At 66.0% G+C, this 20956-nt stretch carries 14 protein-coding genes; 6 read left to right on the top strand and 8 right to left on the bottom strand.

The features are described from left to right. Positions 1–156 precede the first annotated feature (156 nt). The 5 genes from ABCN56_RS18635 to ABCN56_RS18615 all read left to right on the top strand — a co-directional run bounded on the left by ABCN56_RS18635 (position 157) and on the right by ABCN56_RS18615 (position 8440). Entirely contained in the window at positions 157–3714 is a 3558-nt protein-coding gene (locus ABCN56_RS18635) for an amino acid adenylation domain-containing protein (RefSeq protein ID WP_343082340.1), read from the top strand. A 417-nt stretch (positions 3715–4131) separates the two neighbouring features. Beyond that, positions 4132–5265 (top strand): MlaE family lipid ABC transporter permease subunit, encoded by a 1134-nt coding sequence (locus tag ABCN56_RS18630; protein ID WP_425466127.1) that lies wholly within the window; start codon positions 4132–4134, stop codon positions 5263–5265. Positions 5266–5267: 2 nt separating this feature from the next. Next, complete coding sequence (locus ABCN56_RS18625; RefSeq protein ID WP_343082338.1) at positions 5268–6053, top strand: ABC transporter ATP-binding protein; 786 nt, start codon at positions 5268–5270, stop codon at positions 6051–6053. Positions 6054–6062: 9 nt separating this feature from the next. Further along, positions 6063–7802 (top strand): MlaD family protein, encoded by a 1740-nt coding sequence (locus ABCN56_RS18620; protein ID WP_343082337.1) that lies wholly within the window; start codon positions 6063–6065, stop codon positions 7800–7802. Positions 7803–7810: 8 nt separating this feature from the next. Further along, positions 7811–8440 carry an ABC-type transport auxiliary lipoprotein family protein gene (locus ABCN56_RS18615; RefSeq protein ID WP_343082336.1) on the top strand — a complete coding sequence of 210 codons (630 nt, stop codon included), beginning with the start codon at positions 7811–7813 and terminating at the stop codon, positions 8438–8440. A 114-nt stretch (positions 8441–8554) separates the two neighbouring features. Here the strand turns inward: ABCN56_RS18615 and ABCN56_RS18610 are convergent, their stop codons facing one another. The 5 genes from ABCN56_RS18610 to xylB form a co-directional block, all read right to left on the bottom strand. Beyond that, positions 8555–9346, bottom strand: a complete 792-nt coding sequence (locus tag ABCN56_RS18610; RefSeq protein ID WP_343082335.1) for an HpcH/HpaI aldolase family protein — start codon at positions 9344–9346, stop codon at positions 8555–8557. Next, positions 9343–9525: an FAD-linked oxidase C-terminal domain-containing protein gene (locus ABCN56_RS19705; RefSeq protein ID WP_425466124.1), complete on the bottom strand. Its 183-nt coding sequence runs from the start codon at positions 9523–9525 to the stop codon at positions 9343–9345. The genes ABCN56_RS18610 and ABCN56_RS19705 overlap by 4 nt, the downstream gene beginning before the upstream one ends. Before the next feature lie 160 nt (positions 9526–9685). Continuing rightward, the gene (locus tag ABCN56_RS18605; RefSeq protein WP_343082334.1) at positions 9686–10699 is read right to left on the bottom strand and encodes an acyltransferase family protein; all 1014 of its coding nucleotides are present in this window, start codon (positions 10697–10699) and stop codon (positions 9686–9688) included. A gap of 279 nt (positions 10700–10978) precedes the next feature. Next, positions 10979–12283, bottom strand: a complete 1305-nt coding sequence (gene xylA / locus ABCN56_RS18600; protein ID WP_343082333.1) for a xylose isomerase — start codon at positions 12281–12283, stop codon at positions 10979–10981. Beyond that, on the bottom strand, positions 12280–13716 hold the full coding sequence (gene xylB, locus ABCN56_RS18595) for a xylulokinase (protein WP_343082332.1): 1437 nt from the start codon (positions 13714–13716) through the stop codon (positions 12280–12282). The genes xylA and xylB overlap by 4 nt, the downstream gene beginning before the upstream one ends. A 321-nt stretch (positions 13717–14037) precedes the next feature. On the opposite strand from xylB, the gene ABCN56_RS18590 reads away from it, so the two are divergent. Continuing rightward, a complete protein-coding gene (locus ABCN56_RS18590; RefSeq protein ID WP_343082331.1) occupies positions 14038–14934 on the top strand; it encodes a MurR/RpiR family transcriptional regulator in 897 nt (298 codons plus the stop codon). 78 nt (positions 14935–15012) lie between these two features. On the opposite strand, the gene iolE is transcribed toward ABCN56_RS18590, so the two are convergent. From iolE to ABCN56_RS18575, 3 genes are all read right to left on the bottom strand, one after another. Further along, positions 15013–15915: a myo-inosose-2 dehydratase gene (gene iolE, locus ABCN56_RS18585; RefSeq protein WP_343082330.1), complete on the bottom strand. Its 903-nt coding sequence runs from the start codon at positions 15913–15915 to the stop codon at positions 15013–15015. Between the two features lie 450 nt (positions 15916–16365). Continuing rightward, positions 16366–19149, bottom strand: coding sequence for a formate dehydrogenase subunit alpha (gene fdhF, locus ABCN56_RS18580; protein WP_343082329.1), 2784 nt, complete (start codon positions 19147–19149; stop codon positions 16366–16368). Position 19150: 1 nt separating this feature from the next. Then, the gene (locus ABCN56_RS18575) at positions 19151–20836 is read right to left on the bottom strand and encodes an NAD(P)H-dependent oxidoreductase subunit E (RefSeq protein ID WP_343082328.1); all 1686 of its coding nucleotides are present in this window, start codon (positions 20834–20836) and stop codon (positions 19151–19153) included. Positions 20837–20956: the final 120 nt, after the last annotated feature.

Genomic DNA, 20956 nt, shown 5'->3' with positions numbered 1-20956 from the left:
GACCGCCCCGATGCAGTCGCGGACGGTTCGAGCACGGGAGTCCGTGCCGACATTGGGCCGGACACAGTTCGGAGCCGCGCGTAGGTCCAAAATATCCATATTGGCATCGATTACGGACTCAGCTTAGCATGCCGGAAGTTTGTTTCAGGTTCTACGATGTCCGATTACGAGTATGTCGATTTCCCGCACGACCGCGGTCTGTGCGGCACGTGTTCCGGTCCCGGGTCTGCAAGCACTGATTTGCCCGCGCCGACCATAGCTCCACACTTCACCACGCCGGTCGAGGCGGTCAGTTTCGCCGCCCTTTTCGTGCTGGCACGCATGGCCGGCCGGGATGGCCTGCAGATCGGGATGGCACCCGACGCGGGCGGTGCCGTGACGTCGTTCCTCGCTGCACGGTTTGATCCTGAGGCGCCGCTCCGCGCGATACCCGAACCGCGCCGCTCGCTGGCGGCTCCGGACCTGCCGATGGCGAAACTGACGGTCGTCGAAGCCATGGGAACTGAGGGCGGCCCGTTGCCCGTTCTGTGTGTCGCCGCGACCGACGAGGGCGTGACGTTGACACTGGCCTACGAGCCGTTCCGGATATCGCAGGCCACGGCAGTGGACTTCCTGCAGAAGATCGGGCTAGTCCTCGCGGCACTGAGGGCGCATCCGGATCTGCCCTGCGGCGCGCTGGAGTTGCTGACACCGTTCTCGTCCGGGCTGATGCCGGACCTGTCGCAGGTGCTCGACGCGCAACCATTCCCCACCGTACCCTCGACGTTCTTCGACGTCGCGGAGCGGCAGGGTGACCAGTGCGCGATCGTCGGGAGCTGGGGCCGCTACACCTACCGCGACCTTGCCGCTGCCGCTCGCATGACCGCGTCGGAACTGCGCGCGGCCGGGTTGACCCCCGGCGACACCGTCGCGATCGCCGGTGTTTCGAGCTTCGGAACCGTGGCCAGCATGCTGGGCGTACTCGCGGCTGGCGGGGTAATCGCGATCATCGACCGGGCCCTGCCGGAGGCCCGGCAGGAGATGATCGAAACCGCCGCCGCGCCGCGGCTGGTGATCGAGGTCGGCAACGGCGGCGTTCACGCCGGCGGCGCGGCCGCGTTGCACCGGGCCGACTGGCCCGATCGGGTCGAACTTGCTCGATACGCCGAAATGGCGCCGTCGGCGGCGGAGATCCTCGCCGACCTGCCGCAGGACGCGAGCGCCTACATATTCTTCACCAGCGGCAGCACGGGTGCGCCGAAGGGCGTTCTGGGCACGCACCTGGGCCTGGCCCATTTCCTGACCTGGCAGCGCGACAGCTTCCCGCTGGGGCCGGGCGACCGTGCCGCGCAACTCACGGCGCTGTCCTTTGACGTGGTGCTGCGCGACATTCTCTATCCGCTGACCAGCGGCGCCTGCCTGCACATTCCACCGCGCGAACTGCTGTTCGACGCGGTCCGGATGCTGCGCTGGATCGAGACCGAAGGCATCACCACGCTCCATTCCGTGCCCTCGCTGATGAAAGCCTGGCTGCGCGCGCTCGACGACGAGACCCCTTTCGCCGGACTGCGATACGTCTTCTTCGCTGGCGAACCGCTCGTCGACACGCTGCTGAACCGCGTGCGCCGGGCCGCCTCACCGCAGTTGAAGATCGTCAATCTCTATGGCCCGACCGAGACCACGCTGGCCAAGCTCGCCAACCCGCTCGACCGGATCGAGCCGGGGGTGCAGCCGGTCGGCCGGCCGCAACCCGGCACGGATGTCGTCATTCTGCGGGACCGCCGCAACCTCTGCGGCCTGTGGGAAACCGGCGAGATCACGATCAGAACGCCCTACCGGTCGAAGGGCTATCTGAACAACGACGAGCTGACCCGCAGCGTCTTCGTTCCCAACCCGCTGCGTGACGACCCGGAGGACAGGCTCTACTTCACCGGCGATCTCGGCCGTTACCGTTCGGATGGCAAGATCGAGATCTTCGGGCGCATCGACTCGCAGATCAAGATCCGGGGCGTGCGGATCGAACCGAACGAGATCGAGGGCATGCTCGCGGGGCTCGACGGCGTGAAGGATGCAGCGGTCACGACGCGCCCCGGCGCGAACGACAGCAAGATCCTCGTGGCCCTCGTGGTGCCGCAGGCGGACGTGCCGGAGCAACGGCAGGCAGAGGTCGTGCGCGACCTGCGTGACGGTCTTGCCAGCGGGTTGCACGAAGCCATGGTGCCGTCGCGCTTCTTCTTCGTGGACGCCCTTCCTTACCTTCCGAACGGCAAGCTCGACCGCAAGGCGATCGGCGCGATGCAGCTTGAACCCGCCACCGAGAGGGAGGAGCGCGCGGATCTGACGGCGCTCGACGCCGACGCGCGGGCCTTTGTGGAAGCGATCGGGGCCGCCCTGAATACGTCCGTCAAGGACCTGAGCAAGACCTTCATCGATCTTGGCGGCGACTCCTTGTCCTATATCGAGGTGTCGATCCTGATCGAGAAACGCATCGGCCGCTTGCCACAGCGCTGGGAGAAGATGCCGCTGTCGGACCTCCTTGCCCTGGGCCGGCAGGACGGCGCTCCCGGTAGGCTCCCCGCATCCTGGGTGGGGATCGAGATGCCGATCGTCCTGCGAAGCATCGCCATCGTTCTCGTGGCGATGAGCCATACGGCCGCGTTCCCCAACCTCGCGGCCACGTCGATCCTGTTCGTCGTGTCCGGTTTGACCTTCGCAAAGTTCATGCGCCCGACGATCCTGGAAACCGGAGACGCGAGCGCGGTCTGGAAGCTGATCCTGAAGTTCGCCATCCCTGCCGCGCTGTGGCTCGGGCTGCGGCAGGTCGTGGAAGGTTACTTCTGGTTCCCCGAACTGGTCCTGATAGGGACCTTCTTTCAAAACGGCGCCGCACCGCATTTCACGCTGTGGTTCCTAGATATCCTGGCGGCGAACCTCGTGATCCTGGCCCTGATTTCGAAGGTCTGGTTCCACATGCGCCCGCGGCTTGGGCCGGCCTTCCGGGTTCCGGTGACGGGGTTCGCGTTCGATCTCGCCCTGACGGCGTTCGGGTTCGCGGTCGCCTTTGCCCAGGTATTGTCCGGCTGGTGGGACGGGCAAGTGGGTCATACGAGCGTGGCGCCGTTCAAGTGGTTCTGGATGCTGGCGCTGGGGATGCTGATCTTCTCGGCCGACACGCGCGGCCGAAAGCTTGTCGCGACGGCCTTGCTGGGCTTGGTCGCCGCGGCCGCTTACTCGGAAATGCCGATTTTCAGCGAGCCGCGCTTGAGGATCAATGCCTTCTTCTTCGGTGCCGGTCTCTTGCTGATCTGGGTCAACCGCATCTCCGTGCCGCGTCTCCTGCGGAAACCGCTGACCGTCATCGCCTCGTCGACGCTGTTCATCTACATCGTCAATTACGCCGTGATCTTCCGCATGGAATCGATCCTCGGCGTAACCCAGTGGCCGATCCAGGTCGCGGCCGCAGTGATCCTGGGCGTTTGTGTGAGGGCCTGCTGGGAAAGGCTCTTGCGTCTCGGCGCCACGCTCGTGCAGGCGCGCAAGTATGACCTCAGGGGCGCCGCAGTTTGGGATCGGATGCGCAACCCGGGCTTCCAAGGTGCCGTTCTCGCCCAAGCCATCCCCGTCGATCCGGAGTCGAGGCCGTTGCAGTTGCCAGGGTTCGCTCCGGAAAACCACGGCGGCGCCCTGGCTGCGGTTCAGCTTGTCGGCACGGGAGGCGGCCGGTCGGATTCCTGAACTCCCGGCGGGTCCAATGCCACACGGGCATGGTTGGCCCGAACGCGACGTGGGGCGGCTCCATCGGAAGGCCATTAAGGATGATTGCGCGGGCTCGTCGCCGCGGCCGCTTCCGGAGTCTCGCGGCCGGTATCCTTTCGCCCGATGCCGGGCCCACACGCGATTCTGGGCGCCCGGTTGCCGCGCAAAACGGCGGCGCCCGCATTTCAAGTCATTGAGATCGTTCCGGGACCTTCACATTTGGCATTGCCGATTTCCCCGCCGAGTATCAGATGCTATAGCGTGCCGAGGCGCTGCTTCATTGCCAAATGGACGCACCCCACGGCCGCGCCTTTCATGTCCGGTAATGAATTTCATGTCCGGTAATGAATTGCCCGGGCGTTCGGAAGCACGAGGAACTGTCGGCGCTCCATGTCCATGATCGAAAGCCAGCCCGAGGGGCGTATCACGACGATCGCGGAGGCCGAGGGCAATCGTGTGGCCCTGAGCGGCAGGTTCGCGGTTCGGGACGTGATGCGCGTCAGGGGGGTGCTGTCGGACATCGCCGAAGACCGCCCCCTTGTCCTGGATCTGCAGGACGCAGACTGGATAGATACCAGCATCGCCTGGGCGATCGCGCTGAAACGGCAAAGGCTCGAGGCGGCGGGGATGCGCGTCAGCGTGACGGGGGCGAGCGAGGAAGCGACGCAGCTTCTCGCCACCGTGACCGAGGCGCTGCCCCGGCCGGAACCCGAGCCGCAGCCCGCCCGCGGAATCAGTCCGATGATCGAAGCCCTGGGCCGGAACGTATCCGCCGGCTTCGCCACGCTGGCGGAAACCACGGGCATCCTCGGGCTGTTCCTGCACCGGCTGTTCCGGTCGGTCGTGCATCCGCGTGAATTCCGGTTGACGGCGCTCGTCCACCACTGCGAGGCGGCCGGCCTCGCCGCTGTGCCGATCGTGGCGCTGCTGTCTTTCCTGATCGGTGTCGTCCTCGCTTTCCAGGGGGCCACGCAACTGCGCCAGTTCGGCGCAGAGGTGTTCGTCGTCGACCTGATCGCGATCTCGATCCTGCGGGAACTCGGGATCCTGCTCACGGCGATCATCGTCGCCGGCCGCACGGCTTCGGCCTATACGGCGGCAATCGGGTCGATGAAGATGCGCGAGGAGATCGACGCGATGCGCACGCTCGGGATCGACCCTGCCTCCGCGCTGATCGTGCCGCGGGTTCTCGCGCTCGTGCTGATGCTGCCGATCCTTGGCCTCATCGCGAACATCTCCGGCCTTCTCGGCGGGGCGCTCATGTCCTGGGTGGAACTCGGGATATCACCGGCGATGTTCCGGACGAGGCTCGTCGACGGCACCGACGTGTCACAGGTGTTCGTCGGACTCGTGAAGGCGCCGGTCTTCGCGGCGATCATCGGGGTCATCGGCTGCCAGGCGGGTCTGCGCGTCAGCGGGACGGCCGAATCCCTCGGCCGGATGACGTCGAGCGCGGTCGTCGCCGCGATCTTCGCGGTGATCGTGATCGACGCCCTGTTTTCGATATTCTTCGCGCAGATCGGGGTCTGACGATGGCCGAAACCGTCATCGAGGTCAGGGGCGTCCGCAACCAGTTCGGGGAGAACGTCGTTCACGACGGGCTCGACCTCGACGTTTTCCGCGGCGAGGTCCTCGGTGTCGTGGGCGGTTCGGGCACCGGGAAGTCGGTGCTGCTCCGGACCATTGCCGGCCTCCAGCGCCCGGCGGCGGGACAAGTGAGAGTGCTGGGCACCGACGTCCACGAGGCGAGCGAAGAGAAGCTCGCGGCGCTGGGCGAGCGCATCGGCGTGATGTTCCAGGACGGGGCGCTGTTTTCGTCCCTCACGGTCCGGGAGAACGTCGAGGTGCCACTCGGCAAGATCCAGGAACTCGATCCCGACGTGCGGGAGGCGCTGGCCCGGCTGAAGATATCCATGGCGGGTCTCCCCTGGGGCGCGGGCGAAAAATACCCCTCTCAGCTCTCGGGCGGGATGCGCAAGCGTGCGGGCCTCGCGCGGGCGCTCGCCCTTGACCCGGAGGTCGTGTTCCTCGACGAGCCTACCGCCGGCCTCGACCCGATCGGCGCGGCCGCCTTCGACGACCTGATCCGCAACCTGAGCAGGACGCTGGGCCTCACGGTCTTCCTGGTGACCCACGATCTCGATACGCTGCACGCCGTCTGCGATCGGATTGCCGTCCTGGCCGAGAAGAGGGTGCTCGTGACCGGCACCATGGAGGACATGCTGGACGTGGACCACCCGTGGGTGCGCGAATATTTCCACGGGCCGAGGGCGCGTGCGGCAATGACCGCAATTGCGCCAGAAGACGCAAAGCGCTAGGCCGCACAAATGGAAACCCGTGCCCACTACGTCCTTATCGGAAGCTTCGCCCTTGCGGGCTTCCTGGGGATTCTTGCGTTCTTCCTCTGGTTCGCGCGGATCGAGCTCGACCGGCAGTTCGCCTACTACGACATAGACTTTCCTTCTGTGTCGGGCCTGTCGAACGCCTCGGTGGTACGCTTCAGCGGTTTCCCGGTGGGCCAGGTCGTGGACATGTCCCTTGCTCCCGGCAATACCGGCCTGATCCGGGTAAGGATCGAGGTTTCGGCGGAGACGCCGGTGCGGACCGGGACCGTGGCCACGGTCGAGGCGCAGGGGGTGACCGGCGTTGCCTTCGTCGGCCTGAGCGCGGGCAATCCCGACCAGCCGTTCTTGAGAGAGGTTTCCGCAGAGACCGTGCCGATGATCACCTCGGCCCGATCGACATTGCAGGTGCTGACCGAGGACGCTCCGCAGATCGTGGAGGAGGTTCTTGCCGTCACGCGTCAAGTGAGCGCTCTTCTCGGAAACGAGAACCAGGCTCGGATCGCCGCCATTCTCGAGAACCTGGAATCATCGTCCGAGGATCTTGGACAGGCCCTTGACGATTTCTCCGCGGTCACGGGCACGGTCGCCACTGCCAGCGAGCAGATCGCGGCCTTCTCTGGCAGGCTGGAAGAGATTTCCGCCGCGGCGACGACCGCGCTCGAAACGGCGGACACGACGCTGAAGGAGGTGACGAACCTTGCGGTCCGTGCCGAAACGACGCTCGACGCTGGCGACGCGGCCCTGGAAAGCGGCCGGCGCGCGCTAGATTCCGCGGATACCTTCATCGCGGAGCAGCTGCCCCTTCTGATCGCCGACCTGAACGACACGACGGCACAGGTGCGCCGCCAACTCGACCTCGTCACCGCCGATGCCCGCGCGATGATCGAAGAGTTCCGGACGACCGGGACGCTGGCCTCCGCCCGTCTCACCGAGGCGGAAGGAACGTTGCAGGCGACCGACGAGATGCTCGTGCGCATGACCGAGGCGCTGGATTCCTTCGACAGCGCATCCGAGAGCCTCGAGACGCTGCTTGAAGGCGAGGGCGCGCAGCTCGTCGTGGATGCCCGGGCAATGATCGCGAACGCCGATCGGGTGATCGCCTCGGCGACCACCATCGCGGAGGAAGACCTTCCCGCGATCGTCGAGGACATCCGCACCGCGACCGCGACGGCCGCCCGCGTGGTCGAGGAGGTCGGCGCCGATCTCTCGTCCGCCGCCGGACGGGTCGACGACATCTCCGACCAGGCGGCGACCGCTCTCGCGGCCGCGACCGACACGTTCACGCGCGCCAACGAGACGCTCACGGAACTCAACAGCGCGATAGAGACCGGGGACAAGGCTCTGGCTGCGGCGGATCGCGCCTTCACCTCGACCGACCGCATCATGACGGAGGACGTGGACGCGATCACCACCGCCCTGCGCGAAACGCTCGACAGGCTCGACGCCGCGATGGCGCAGGTGTCGGAAGACCTTCCGGTCATCACGCAAGAGCTGCGCGAAACGGCCGAGCACGCGAATTCCGCGCTCACCCAGTTCGAGGACGCCGTAGCGGCATCCGCGGCGCCGGTGGAGGATTTCGCGCGCGACGGGCTGCCGCAATACACCCGTCTCGCACGCGAGATGCAGACGCTGATCGGTAGCCTCGACCAGCTTGTCCGCCGGATTGAACGTGATCCGGCCCGGTATTTCCTGGGCCGCGACGCCCCCGAATTCAGACGATGAGGTCCGCCATGCTTCGCGCTGCCCTGACGGCTGCCATGTTGACCACCCTGCTGGGTGGCTGCTCCGCGCTCGGTGCGCTGGGCGGGGCGGCCAAGCCGCTTGACGCCTACGAGATCAGTGCCCCGGCGGCAGGCCCCGTGGCGCGCGGACGGCCGCAGTCCGTGGACATGATCGTGGCGGTTCCCACCGCGAGCGGCGCCATCGACACGGACCGCATCCTGGTCCGCCCGCTGCCGACGCAGGTGCAGTATCTTCCCGACGCTCGCTGGATCGAGAACGCCCCGCTCATGATCCAGTCGGCGCTGGTCGACGGGTTGGAGAGGTCGGGCGCCTTCCGCTACGTCGGGCGCAAGCCGCTGGGCGCATATGGTGATTTCGCGCTGGTCAGCAACCTGGCTGAATTCCACGCGGAAATCGTGCCGGAGACGGACAGTGCAACCGTGAGGGTCCGGCTGACGGCCCGTCTCGTCCGCGAGGAGGATGCGACGGTCCTGGGCACGCAGACTTTCGAAGCGACAGCCGTGTCTTCGGACACGAGCACGGAGGGTATCGTCGATGCCTATGATCGCGCGGCGAGCCGCGCGATCCAGGGGATCCTGGAATGGGTCCTCGACACGCGCGGTGTCCGGACCGGGTAGAGCCATCGGACGACGAGCGGCCCGGTGAGCGTTCGGTGAGGGAGTGCGCGTGGCCGCCGGCAGGGCCGCGGTCACGTTCCTGGAAAGAGCTTTGAGTTTGCCACGCCCGGCGGCTCAGTATCCTTCCGGCGCCGCTCCGGTCGCGCTGCCCTCAAGTTCGGCGAGGCTGCGGCGCGCGCTTTCGATCAGCATCGAGATGTCGTTGACGCCCGCCACGAGGCGATAGCCCAGCCGGGCAAGGTCCGCCCAGTCCCGCCCGCCGCCGCGCACGGTTGCGAGGCCGATCCCGTGCCGCGCGGCCGTGTCCTCGACGCGCTTGAGCAGTGCCTGAATCTCGGGATGCTCCATCCGCTCCAGATGCCCGGCAGAAGCCGCGAGGTCGTTGGGGCCGATGAAGATGAGGTCGATCCCCGGCACCGATGCGATCTCGTCGAGGTTCTCGACCGCGTCGACATGCTCGCATTGCAGCATCAGTACCAGTTCGTCATGGGCTTCTTCGCGCGCGTAGTCGGGCCGCGTTCCCCAATCGGAACCCCGCACGATCGGCGCGGCATAGCCTCGACGGCCACGCTTGGGGTAGCGGAACGAGGACACGACCGCCTCGGCCTGCGCGCGGGTGTTGACCATCGGCACGATGAAGGACCGGAAACCCCGGTCGAGCGCGCGCTTGATCATGGTGTCGGACCCGTCAGGCAGGCGAAGGATCACCTCGCCGCCCGCCGCCTCTATGGCGCGTGCCACTGCGACCCAGTCCTCAAGCTCTCCCCGGCCGTGCTCGCCGTCGATGACGATGGTCCGCCATCCGTGCCTCACGAGGATTTCCGCAACGTCCGGGTTACCCAGTTCCGCCCAGGCCGCCGCGATCATTCCACCTTCGGCCAGCCTCGCCTTCAGTCCGTTTCTCATATGCCGCCTGCTGTGCAATCGATGATCTTGCCCGGATTGAGAACGTTCGCCGGGCCGAACGCCGCCTTGACGTGACACGTCAGGGCATGCCCCTCAGGATTCCGCGTATAGCTCACTCGTGGCCCATTAAGGAGTCCGATCCCGTTGTCCGTCCGGATTTTCGTGCAAGATCCGGACACGTTTTCCGAAGGGGTGCGAAATCCGATCCGTCGCCGCGTTCGCCGCGCCAAGTAAGAGCGCCAGCTGTGCTGTCCACCGTCCCGTCGGTTTGTCACGCAAGGGGCGGGCGAATTGGCCCTGTGCGACAGGGCCGTCCCTTCGCGCACCGGCCCTCCGCCCTCACCCGCCAGGGGAATGAACCAGCACTGTCCGCTGCCGGCGCGTCTTCAATTTGACCTTCAGGTAATTCGTCACGGGCTGCTCGATGAGCCAGTAGGTTGCCAACCCGACGGCAATGCAGATCAGGCTGGTAAGGACGACATAGAGGTCCGCGTTGATCGGGCCGAGGTCCGAAAAATCGAAGACGCCCCGCACAACGCTGATGGTGCAGGTGTGCGTCAGGTAGATGCTGTAGGAGGCGTTTCCGAGGAGAATGAGCCACCCTGCCTGCAACTGACGTACGTAAAGGGACGACAGCACGATGAGGGTTCCGGGGAGTCCCCAATAGAGCACGGACTCCAGATCGCTGCGTCCCAGGTCCGGCAACTCGAAGATTGCAGAACTCACATAGCCGAGGATGCCGATTGGCAGGAGATAGGGTGCCAGATTCCGGAACGTGTCGTTCTTGAACGCAAGCGCGACAAGCACGCCAAACGCGAATTCCAGGATGATGAGAGACAGCCCGGACAGGAACGCGAGCGCGCAGATCGCCACGAGCAGGAGGCTCTTCGGTCGACGGAAGAAGAGAGACAGGGCGAAGATCGCATAGAACAGCATTTCGAATTCGAGCGTCCATCCGGGAACGATGAACGGGTGCTCGTAGCCCAGAGCCTGGGACAGAAAGGCCAGCGACAGGATGATGTACGAAATCGAGATGTCGGTGTCGGCGAGTTCCCAACGCAGAGCGAAATAGGTGGCGCATGCCCAGACAACGGTCACGATGAAGTACATCGGAAAGATGCGCACTATACGCGCTTCGAAAAATCGGAAGGGCGAGCGCGGAGCGTTGTCCTGGACGAAGGCCATTATGAATCCGGAAATGACGAAGAATATGTCAACTCCGGATGCGCCCCAGGGATGGAAGAAGCTCAACTGCCCTGAACTGCCGCCTACGCGCGCCTGCTCGTCCACGGCATGAAAGATGACCACGATGATTGCGGCGAAGGCGCGGAGGACTTGAATGTTCGGGATCATCGGTCGACCTGCCGTTTCTCGTTACTGCACTCTTTCGCTGAGCCCAACCCAGCGGCGCGTCCTGGTCTGGGCAAATCCGTCGCACGTCGTGGCGAAGTCTATCGGTTCCGGGCTTCAAGGTCACCCTCGCTTCTGAACATTCCGGGTGCGCCGATCGCCGTTCCGATGCCTTCGGTGTCTGGCGCCCCCTCTCGGAACGGTCGCGGCCGGCTGGTGCGGATGCTGAGGCGCGCACCTGCAGCCGGCCCGCTCTTGACGAGTGGGGACGCCCCTGAGGCGTCAGACGAAGCGGTTCCAGAGGTTTTCGAGGCGTTCCTGGCGACCTGAACGGGGCTTGGGGGTGATGTTCTCTGCCAGCACCCTCTCGCTGATGCTTTCGAGCGTGCCGTCCTTCAGCATCGCTTTCGCTTCGGGCCTGTCCCAGCCGGCGTAGCGCGCCGCGCGGGCTTTCTCGAGAGCACCGTCCTCCAGAAGGGCGGCGGCCGCTTTCAGGGCACGGGCGCAGACATCCATCGCGCCGACATGGCCGAGGATCAGGTCCTCGGGGTCCAGCGACTGCCGGCGGAGCTTCGCGTCGAAGTTCGTGCCGCCCGTTGTGAAGCCGCCTGCGCGGAGGATCTCGTAATAGGCCTTTGCCGTTTCCAATACGTTGTCGGGAAACTGATCGGTATCCCAGCCGGACTGGTAGTCGTTGCGGTTCATGTCGATCGAGCCGAAGATTCCGAGCGAGGCGGCGAGGGCGAGTTCGTGTTCGAAGGAATGCCCGGCGAGAATCGCGTGGCCCTGCTCGATGTTGACCTTCACTTCGTTCTCGAGCCCGAAGTCCTTGAGGAAGCCATAGACCGTCGCCACGTCGTAGTCGTACTGATGCTTCGAAGGTTCCTGCGGCTTCGGCTCGATCAGGATCGTGCCTTCGAACCCGATCTTGTACCTGTAATCGACGACCATCTGCAGGAACCGACCAGCATGCTCGCGCTCGGCCTTGAGGTCGGTGTTCAGAAGCGTCTCGTAGCCCTCGCGCCCACCCCAGAGGACGTAGTTCTCACCACCGAGCCGCATCGTCGCGTCGATGCAGGACTTCACAGTCGCGGCGGCATAGGCGAAGACGTCGGGGTCGGGGTTCGTCGCCGCGCCCGCCATGAAGCGGCGGTGGGTGAAGAGGTTCGCCGTGCCCCAGAGGAGCTTGGTGGAGGACTTCTCCATCTTCTCCTCGATGTAGTCGACGATCTCGTCGAGGTTCCTGAGCGTTTCCGCGAAGGTCGTGCCCTCGGGGCGGATGTCGGCATCATGGAAGCAGAAGAAGGGCGCGCCGAGGATGTCGAACATCTCGAACGCCGTGTCGGCCTTTAGCTTCGCGAGGTCCATCGTGTCGCCGAACCATGGCCGTTCGAAGGTCTGCCCGCCGAACGGGTCGCCGCCCTGCCAGGCGAAGGAGTGCCACCACGCCACCGCGAAGCGCAGGTGCTCCTCCAGCCGCTTGCCCATGACAAGCTCGTCGGGGTTGTAGTGGCGGAAGGCGAATTCGTGGGTGGATTCAGGGCCTTCGTAGCGGATCTTCGGAATGCCTTTGAAGAATTCGGTCATGTCAGTCCCTTGATGGCTTGGGCAGCGGCGCGATAGCGGGCGTGGCCGTCGTCGAATGCGGCCGCGAGCGCCGTGACGGGGTCGATGGTTCGGGCGATGGCGGGGGTCGTCGCGATCTCGGCACCGGCGCCGGTCGCCGCCATGATGGCGAGCCGGGCGGCCCCGAAGGCGCCGCCGAAATCGCCTTCCTCCGGGACGTCGACGGGTGTGCCGAGCGCGGTCGCGATGGCGGAAAGCCAGTAGTCGGAGCGGGACCCGCCGCCCACGGCGAGAAGTCGGTCGATCTTCGTGCCGGTCGCGGCAAGCGCGTCGCGGCAGTCTCGGATCGCGAAGGTGACGCCTTCGAGGACGGCACGGGTCAGCGCGGCACGGTCGGTTACGTGTTCGAGGCCGATGAAGGCGCCGCGGATGGCGGCGTCGTTCAGGGGCGTGCGTTCTCCGCCGAGATAGGGGAGGAAGCGTGCCTTGCCGGGGGCGGAGAGGGGGCCCAAGTTCCGCGTCAGCGCGGCGGGCTCTGCGTCCAGGGCGCGGGCGAACCAGTTCAGGCTGTCGGTCGCTGACAGGATCACGCCCATCTGGTGCCAGGTACCCGGCAGCGCGTGGCAGAAGGTGTGGACGGCGGTCTCGGGATCGGGGTGGTATCCCTCGTTCGCGGCGAAGAGCACCCCGGACGTGCCGAGCGAGACGAAGGCCTGCCCGGCCTTCACGACCCCGACGCCGATGCCCGAGGCAGCGTTGTCGCCGCCGCCGCCCGCGACGACGACGCCTTTGGGGAGGTCGAAGCGGTCTGCCAATTCCTGCCGGAGCTTGCCGGACGCCTCCGACCCTTCGACGAGCCGCGGCATCTGGCCCCGGGACAGATACGTCGCGGAAAGGAGGTCGTCAGACCAGTCGCGCGCGCCGGTATCGAGCCAACTCGTGCCGGCCGCGTCGGACATTTCGGCGACATGCTCGCCGGTGAGCCACAGCCGGAGGTAGTCCTTGGGCAGCAATACCTTCGCCACGCGGTCGAAGACCTCGGGCTCGTGCGCCCGCACCCATGCAAGCTTCGGGGCGGTGAAGCCCGGGAAGACGATGTTGCCGGTGACGGCGCGAAAACGCGGATCGGCATCCATTTCGGCCGCCTCGGCGAACGACCGTGTGTCGTTCCACAGGATCGAGGGGCGAAGGACCTCGTCGGACTTGTCGAGGAGCGTCGCGCCATGCATCTGGCCCGAAAGCCCGATCCCCTTCACGCCCGAAAGCCCGTTGGGCGCCAGAGCCGAGAGCACCTCCTCTGCGGCGCGGATCCAGTCCGCGGGTGCCTGCTCCGACCAGCCCTCTTTCGGTCGCGAGACCGAAAGCTGCGCGGTTGCGTCGGCGACGACCTCCTGCGCGTCGTTGACCAGAACGCCCTTCAGCCCTGACGTGCCAAGATCCAGTCCGATGAACACCACGCTTCCTCCCGGGGGCCCTGCCCGGCAGGGATCGTGCCGGGACCTCCCATTTCTGTCACCCTGTCGCGTTGCCGCCCAGATCGCCCGAGCTTCTCCGCTCCCTCTCCCCGGGCCGCGCGTCTCCTGAGCTTAGGAGAGTCTTGGCCCATCGGGAAGGCGTCTGAAGCGTCCGCGACCGGTGCCCCGATCCGCTCGGCAGGGTGCGTCGCCGGGGCGAACCTCGCGTTGCAGAAAAGACAGTTTGGAATATCCCGTTGCAGATGCAAGAATTAGGGGGCAGAAGCGGGTTCTGGAACCGGGTATTGGACAGGCGGGTCGATGGGCAGGAAAGCGGCGGAAAAAACAAAGGGCGACACCCCGCCACGGAGCTATGAGGATCTGATCCGGTTGATCCATGACCGCTACGAGGGCATGAGCAAGACCTACCAGAAGATCGCCCTGTTCCTGACGCAGAACCCGAACGATGTCGCGGTCCTTTCGGTGAACTCCATTGCCGAGAAATGCGGCATCCACGCCTCGAGTTTCGTTCGTTTCGCGCAGGCGCTGGGGTTCCGGGGGTTCAAGGAGCTTCAGACGGTCTTCCAGCGTCGCCTCTCCACGGCGGCGCCGGGGTTCGATGCCCGCGTCAAGGCGCTCGAGGAGGAGCTTGGCGAGAAGGAGGACAAGAGCGATTTCGGCTTCCTGCGCGATCTCGTGGTGCGGGACCTCACGTCGCTGCACGACCTTCTTTCGGATGTCACGGCCGAGCAGATCTCGCGCGCGGCGGACCTGATGGAGAAGGCGGAGACGATCTATCTGATCGGGCAACTCCGTTCCGTCCCGGTCGTGGAGCTTCTTCGCTACGTGCTGACGATGCTCGGGAAGCGAACGGTCCTGCTGGATCCGGGAGGAGGGCTGGCAACGCATATCGGCAAGCTCGCGGGGCCGGATGACCTGCTGTTCGCCGTCTCGTTCCGGTTCTACGCGACCGAGGTGGTGAACGTCGCGGAGGCAGCGGCGGCGAGGGGCGTTCCGGTCGTGGCGATCACCGACAGCACGCTGTCGCCGCTTGCGAAGAACGCGAGCGCGCTCTTCGCGGTGCCCGAGCATGAATACACCTTCTCGCGCTCGCTCGCCGCGCCGATGTGCCTCGCGCAGGCACTTACCGTCGCGCTGGCAGCGCGGTTGCAGAAGGACACGGAAAGCCCGCGTATTCCGGTCGTGACCAGCCCCTGACGAAAAGGGGGCGCGAGGGTTTTCCCCGCGCCCCGGATCCTGAGTGCGGCTCGGATCGGGCCGCTGGCACCGTCCAGGTCAGTTCACGACCTCGTAGCCGGCCAGCGCCATCACCCGGTGCAGTTCCTCGTTGCCCTTTGTCGACCATTCCAGCGGCGGGCACTTCTTGGGGTCCTGTTCGGCCTCGACGACGAACCAGCCTTCGTATCCGTGGGAGGCGAGGCGCTTCACGATTGTCTCGAAATCGAGCGAGCCGTCGCCGGGAACGGTGAAGGCGCCCTTCATGACTGCGTCGAGGAAGCTTTCCTTCGTCCGGTCGAGGCCGCTGATGACCTCCATGCGCACGTCCTTGGTGTGGACATGGGTGATGCGCTTGTGGTGACGGTCGATCACGCCGAGGACGTCGCCACCGGCGAACGCGAGGTGGCCGGCATCGTACAGAAGCGGGATGCCTTCGCCCGAATGGCTCATGAAGGCGTCGATCTCGTCCTCGAACTGGACGACCGCGCCCATGTGGTGGTGGTAGGAGAGCGGCATGCCTTGCTCTGCGCACCATTCGCCGAATTCTGTCATCCGGCGGGCGTAGGCCTTCATCTCGGCATCCGAAAGGCGCGGCTTGGTGGTCAGCGGCGCGGTGCGATTGCCCTGGATCGAGCCTGCGACCTCGCCATAGACGATGCAGGGGGCCTTCGCCGCGATGAAGAGGTCCATCTGGGCGCGGATGCGGTCCTTGTTCTCCTCGATGTCGCCTTCGAGGATCGTGCCCGAGAACCAGCCACCACAGACGGAGATCCCGTGTTTCGCGAGGATCGGCCCGAGTTCGGCGTAGTTCATGGGGAAACGTCGGCCCGTTTCCATGCCCGTGTAACCCGCGAGCGAAGCCTGTCGCAGGCATTCCTCCAGGGACACGTCGTCGCTCAGTTCGACGAGGTCGTCATTCCACCAGCAAATCGGGGAAATCCCCAGTTTGGCCTTCAGCATTGCGGTCATACTCCGACACGTTGTTTCCTGTGGATTTCGTCCTGCCGGGCGCGGGCCATTCGCACGCGGTCTCAATCCGTCTCACGGCGCGCGGCCACGTGTCGGTGGTCGACGCCTGCGCCCAACTACAGGGGGCGGGGTCACCGGACAAGACGATAGCTGCGGCGGCATGCGTTGACCCCCGGCGACGGCATGGATTTGCGGATGGCCGGCCGCCGGGTCCGATCGTCACCTGAAGGCTCGCCGCGATTTTCGGCCGCCGCGATTCGGTGATCTTCGTCAGCCGCCGGAACGCGAAGGCACTGGAGACCTTCGTGTGGCAGCGTGTTCCCGATTGATTGGCGAGGGATGGGTCCGGTCTTCCCCGGCCCGGGGTCTGCGACCCGTCGGGGGAGGGGAAGCGGCCCTTTCAGCCAAGGGCCGCTTCCCGGATTTCGTGCCGAGAAGCCGTTATTCCGCGGCGACCGCGCCTTCCTCTTCGGCCGTGATCCGCACGGCCGCGAACTTGAATTCCGGGATCTTCCCGTAGGGGTCGAGCGCGGGGTTCGTCAGGATGTTGGCCGCTGCCTCGACATAGGCGAAGGGAACGAAGACCATGTCCTCGGCCACGGCCCGGTCGGCCCGCGCCAGCAAGACGATCTCGCCGCGCCGGGTCTGGAGCCGCACGCGGCCGCCCGGCTCCACGCCGAGCTTGCGCAGCGTCGCCGGGTGGAGCGAGCAGTTCGCCTCCGGTTCCACCGCGTCGAGCACCTTGGACCGGCGCGTCATCGAGCCGGTGTGCCAGTGTTCGAGCTGCCGGCCCGTGGTCAGGATCATCGGGTACTCGGCATCCGGAACCTCCGCGGGCGGGATCACGCTCGCCGGCGTGAACTTCGCCCTGCCACCTGCGCGCGGGAAGCCCGAGCCGAACACGATCGGCTGGCCGGGATCCTCGGGCGAGAGGCTCGGATAGGTCACGGCGCCCTCGTTTTCCAGCCGCTCCCAGGTGATGTTGTCCAGGGACTTCATGGTCAGCTTCATTTCGGCGAAGACCTCGCGCGGATGCGTGTAGGTCCAGCCGAGGCCGAGACGCCTGGCAAGCTCCACCGTGATCGCCCAGTCTTCGCGCGCCTCGCCGGGCGGCGGGACGGCGGGACGGCCGATCTGGACCTGGCGGTTGGTGTTCGTCACCGTGCCCGACTTCTCGTAGAAGGCGGCGGCGGGCAGGATCACGTCGGCGAAGTTCGCGGTTTCGGTCAGGAAGATGTCCTGAACGACGAGGTGTTCGAGCATCGCCAGCGCTTCGCGTGCGTGGTTGAGGTCCGGGTCGGACATCGCCGGGTTCTCACCCAGGATGTACATGCCCTTGATGTCGCCGTGATGGACCGCATCGAGGATCTCGGTCACGGTCAGGCCCTTCTCGTTCGAGAAGTCGCCCGTGCCCCAGACGCCGGAGAACTTCGAACGGATCGAGTCGTCGGTGACGGTCTGGTAGTCGGGCAGGAACATCGGGATGAGACCCGCGTCGGACGCGCCCTGCACGTTGTTCTGACCGCGCAGCGGGTGCAGACCCGCGCCCGGCCGGCCGACATGGCCGCACATCAGCGCGAGCGAGATCAGGCAGCGCGAGTTGTCGGTGCCGTGGATGTGCTGGGAAACGCCCATGCCCCAGAAGATCATCCCGGCCTTGGCGGTCGCGAAGTCGCGCGCGACCTGGCGCAGCGTTTCGGCGGGGATGCCGCAGATGGCTTCCATCTTCTCGGGCGCGAAGTTCGCCAGATGCGCCTTCTCGGCTTCCCAGTTCTCGGTATAGGCCTCGATGTACTGGCGGTCGTAGAGACCCTCCTCGACGATCACATGCATGATCGCGTTGAGCATCGACACGTCCGCGCCGGGGCGGAACTTCAGCATGTGCGTCGCGAAACGGCGCAGGCCGACGCCGCGCGGGTCCATGACGATCAGTTTGCCGCCGCGCTTCGTGAACTGCTTGAAGTAGGTCGCGGCGACGGGGTGGTTCTCGATCGGGTTGCAGCCGATCACGATCGCCACGTCGGCGTTCTCGATCTCGTTGAAGGTCGCGGTCACGGCGCCCGAGCCCACGTTCTCCATCAGCGCCGCGACCGAAGAGGCGTGGCAGAGACGGGTGCAGTGGTCGACGTTGTTGTGGCCGAAGCCCTGGCGGATCAGCTTCTGGAAGAGGTAGGCCTCTTCGTTCGAACACTTGGCCGAGCCGAAGCCGGCCACCGACCTGCCGCCGTGCTTTTCACGCAATGTGGCGAGACCGTTGGCGGCCGCGTTCAGGGCCTCTTCCCAGGACGCCTCGCGGAAGAACTCCTGCCAGTTCGCCGGATCGACGTTCAGGCCTTTCGCGGGCGCGTCCTCGCGGCGGATCAGGGGCTTCGTCAGGCGGTGCGGGTGGTGGATGTAGTCGAAGCCGAAGCGGCCTTTGACGCAAAGACGGCCCTCGTTCGCGGGGCCGTTGATGCCCTCGACATATTTGACCTGGCCGTCCTTGACCTTGAGGGAGACCTGGCAGCCCACGCCGCAGAACGGGCAGACGGACTTCACCTCGCCGTCGAAGTCGGCGCGGTCGCCGACCTGCGCATCGTCCACGACCGTCGCCGGCATCAGCGCGCCCGTCGGGCAGGCCTGCACGCATTCGCCGCAGGCGACGCAGGTCGACTGGCCCATCGGGTCGGCAAAGTCGAAGGTCGGGTAGGCGTCGTGGCCACGGCCCGCCATTCCGATCACGTCGTTGACCTGCACTTCGCGGCAGGCGCGGACGCAGAGACCGCACTGGATGCAGGCGTCGAGGTTGACGCGCATCGCGACGTGGCTGTCGTCGAGAAGCGGGATGTGATCGGGCTCGAGTGCCGGGAAGCGGCTTTCCTTGACGCCCTGCTCTTCGGCCATCTTCCAGAGGTGGGAGGACTGGTCATGCGCCTTTTCCTGCGCAGGCTGGTCGGCGACCAGAAGCTCCATCACCATCTCGCGAGCCTTCCTGGCGCGCTCTGAGGTGGTGTGGACGACCATGCCCTCGAAGGGCTCGCGGATGCACGAGGCAGCGAGCGTCCGCTCGCCCTCGATCTCCACGACGCATGCGCGGCAGTTGCCGTCGGGGCGGTAGCCCGGCTGCGGCTTATGGCAGAGATGCGGGATGATGAGCCCGCCGCCCTTGGCTACGTCCCAGATCGTCTGGCCGCGCTTGGCGGTGACTTCGCGGCCGTCGAGCGTGAACTTGATCGTCTCGGTCATCTTACACCTCATCCCCGAAGTGTTTCATTGTAAGGCGGATCGGGTTCGGCGCGGCCTGGCCAAGCCCGCAGATGGATGCGTCGGCCATCACCGTGCAGAGTTCGTCCAGAAGCTCACGGTCCCATTTCGGAGCCTGCATGAGCTTCACTGCCTTCTCGCAGCCGACCCGGCAGGGCGTGCACTGCCCGCAGCTTTCGGATTCGAAGAAGCGCAGCATGTTCAGCGCGGCGGCGCGGGCCGAATCCTTGTCGGACAGGACCACGACGGCAGCCGATCCGATGAAGGTGCCGTGCGGCTGGAGCGTGTCGAAATCGAGCGGGATTTCATCCATCGACGCCGGCAGGAGGCCCGAGGACGGTCCGCCCGGCTGGTAGGCCTTGAACTCGTGCCCCTCTGCCATGCCGCCCGCCGCCTCGATCACGTCGCGGATCGTCGAACCCGCGGGCAGGAGGTGGACGCCCGGGTTCTTCACGCGGCCCGAGACGGAGTAGGAACGCAGGCCCTTCCGGCCGTTTTTCTCGGTCGAGGACAGGATCTCCGGTCCCTCGCGGCAGATACGCGCGATCCAGTGCAGCGTCTCGACGTTGTGGACGAGCGTCGGGCGGTCGAAGATGCCGACCTGCGCGACGTAGGGCGGGCGGTGGCGCGGGATGCCGCGCTTGCCTTCGATCGACTCGATCATCGCGCTTTCCTCGCCGCAGATATAGGCGCCAGCGCCGCGGCGAAGGTCGATGTAGCCGGGTTCGACCACGCCCGCCGCTTCCAGCGCCGCGATCTCGGTCCGCAGGATGTGGAGCACCGCCGGGTATTCGTCGCGCATGTAGATGAAGCACTTCTCGGCCTCGACCGCCCAGGCGGCAATCAGCATGCCTTCCAGCATCAGGTGCGGCCGCCGTTCTAGGTAGAAGCGGTCCTTGAACGTGCCCGGTTCGCCCTCGTCGCCGTTGACGGCGAGGTAGCGGGGGCCCGGATTGGCGCGCACGAAGCCCCATTTCCGGCCCGAGGGGAAGCCAGCGCCGCCAAGGCCGCGGAGGCCGGCCTTCAGCACCTCTTCCTGAACCTTCTGCCAGTCGCCGTCCTTCCGGAGCGTGGCCAGGGTCTGGTAGCCGCCGTCCTTCTGATAGGCCGCCAGCGTCTCGTATTCCGGGATCACGGCGTGGAAATCACCGGCCTCGATCGCGGCCTCGACCTTCTTGGGGGTCGCGTGGTCGATGTGCAGGTGCCCGATCTCGAGAACCGGGGCGGTGTCGCAGCGACCCATACAGGGCGCGCGCAGGACCCGGATCCGGGCTGGGTCATGACCCTTCTCAAGCGCCGCGATCAGCGCCTCGGAACCCGCGAGTTCGCAGGAAAGCGATTCGCAGACCCGGATCGTGAGGTCGGGGGGAGGGGTCTCGCCTTCGCGCACGGGGTCGAAGTGCGCATAGAAGGTCGCGACCTCCCAGATCTCGGCCATCGACATGCCGGTCTCCTCGGCCAGAGCCCGCATATGCGGGGCCGAGAGGTGGCCGTATTCGTCCTGGATGAGGTGCAGGAACTCGATCAGCAGATCACGGCGACGCGGCCTGTCGCCGAGCAGCGACTGAACCTCCACCAGCGCGGCATCGTCAAGCTGCCTGCCCTTCGGCGTCGCCCGACCGCGTCCACGGCCGGATTTCCAGACTCCATCGCGCTGATCGAGTGCCATGACCCTATTCCTTCCTTCGTCTGACGCGCGACCGTATTGCGCGAGAGGTGCTACGGATCAATACCCCGAAGCTATCGCCCGACAGAAAAATCCCATCGGAATCGCCGCTGTTTCCCCGGC

It is taken from the genome of Ostreiculturibacter nitratireducens (assembly GCF_032670585.1).
GTDB lineage: Bacteria > Pseudomonadota > Alphaproteobacteria > Rhodobacterales > Rhodobacteraceae > Ostreiculturibacter > Ostreiculturibacter nitratireducens.
This window is presented reverse-complemented; position numbering and strand designations above follow the sequence as displayed.

Coding starts and splice junctions, on each gene's coding strand:
- ABCN56_RS18635 (WP_343082340.1), top strand. CDS start 157: ATGTCCGATTACGAGTATGTCGATTTCCCGCACGACCGCGGTCTGTGC.
- ABCN56_RS18630 (WP_425466127.1), top strand. CDS start 4,132: ATGATCGAAAGCCAGCCCGAGGGGCGTATCACGACGATCGCGGAGGCC.
- ABCN56_RS18625 (WP_343082338.1), top strand. CDS start 5,268: ATGGCCGAAACCGTCATCGAGGTCAGGGGCGTCCGCAACCAGTTCGGG.
- ABCN56_RS18620 (WP_343082337.1), top strand. CDS start 6,063: ATGGAAACCCGTGCCCACTACGTCCTTATCGGAAGCTTCGCCCTTGCG.
- ABCN56_RS18615 (WP_343082336.1), top strand. CDS start 7,811: ATGCTTCGCGCTGCCCTGACGGCTGCCATGTTGACCACCCTGCTGGGT.
- ABCN56_RS18610 (WP_343082335.1), bottom strand. CDS start 9,346: ATGAGAAACGGACTGAAGGCGAGGCTGGCCGAAGGTGGAATGATCGCG.
- ABCN56_RS18605 (WP_343082334.1), bottom strand. CDS start 10,699: ATGATCCCGAACATTCAAGTCCTCCGCGCCTTCGCCGCAATCATCGTG.
- xylA (WP_343082333.1), bottom strand. CDS start 12,283: ATGACCGAATTCTTCAAAGGCATTCCGAAGATCCGCTACGAAGGCCCT.
- ABCN56_RS18590 (WP_343082331.1), top strand. CDS start 14,038: ATGGGCAGGAAAGCGGCGGAAAAAACAAAGGGCGACACCCCGCCACGG.
- iolE (WP_343082330.1), bottom strand. CDS start 15,915: ATGCTGAAGGCCAAACTGGGGATTTCCCCGATTTGCTGGTGGAATGAC.
- fdhF (WP_343082329.1), bottom strand. CDS start 19,149: ATGACCGAGACGATCAAGTTCACGCTCGACGGCCGCGAAGTCACCGCC.
- ABCN56_RS18575 (WP_343082328.1), bottom strand. CDS start 20,836: ATGGCACTCGATCAGCGCGATGGAGTCTGGAAATCCGGCCGTGGACGC.